This window comes from Rhizobium sp. ARZ01, assembly GCF_014851675.1.
Lineage (GTDB): Bacteria > Pseudomonadota > Alphaproteobacteria > Rhizobiales > Rhizobiaceae > Mycoplana.
Map to the genome: position 1 here is coordinate 1 of NZ_JACVAE010000014.1, position 429 is coordinate 429.

A 429-nucleotide genomic window follows, 5' to 3' on the forward strand; every position below is an offset into this window, starting at 1 on the left:
GTGCTGGCCGGGCTGGCGGTACGCATGCTGATGGATAACCGCCGCTGATGCAGGCCGAAGACGGTTTCTTTGCGTCCTTGGGCGGCATGCTGGGCGAGGCGCTGCGCAGCGTCGTCGCGGGCTTGAAGTGGCTGCTGGGCGGCCTGGGCCATGCCTTCGGCGATTTCTACTCGGGACTGGCCGGCGCAATGGGCATGAGCCCGTCGATCTTCAATTTCATCCTGCTGGTGCTGGGGCTGATGTGCCTGTGGGCCGCGGTCAAGGCGCTGCTGCGCCGTTCGATCATCGGATTCCTGTTCTGGGTGATCGTCGCGCTACTGCTGCTGGGCGGACTGGGCGCCTAGCGCTTCTCCAAGCGCTTCCCGCAAGAGGTCGACGCGGGGATTGGATGGTCCCTTCCGGGTTATCAAGGCCACCACGCTGGAAGGC

At 65.3% G+C, this 429-nt stretch carries 1 protein-coding gene; it reads left to right on the forward strand.

The genetic code is table 11. The annotated features are described in order from the left end of the window. Positions 1-47: 47 nt before the first annotated feature. On the forward strand, positions 48-344 hold the full coding sequence (locus IB238_RS24305; protein WP_125473095.1) for a hypothetical protein: 297 nt from the start codon (positions 48-50) through the stop codon (positions 342-344). Positions 345-429 lie beyond the last annotated feature (85 nt).

What these genes read in the sequence shown, in the direction of transcription:
- IB238_RS24305 (WP_125473095.1), top strand. Translation starts at nt 48, where the DNA reads ATGCAGGCCGAAGACGGTTTCTTTGCGTCCTTGGGCGGCATGCTGGGC.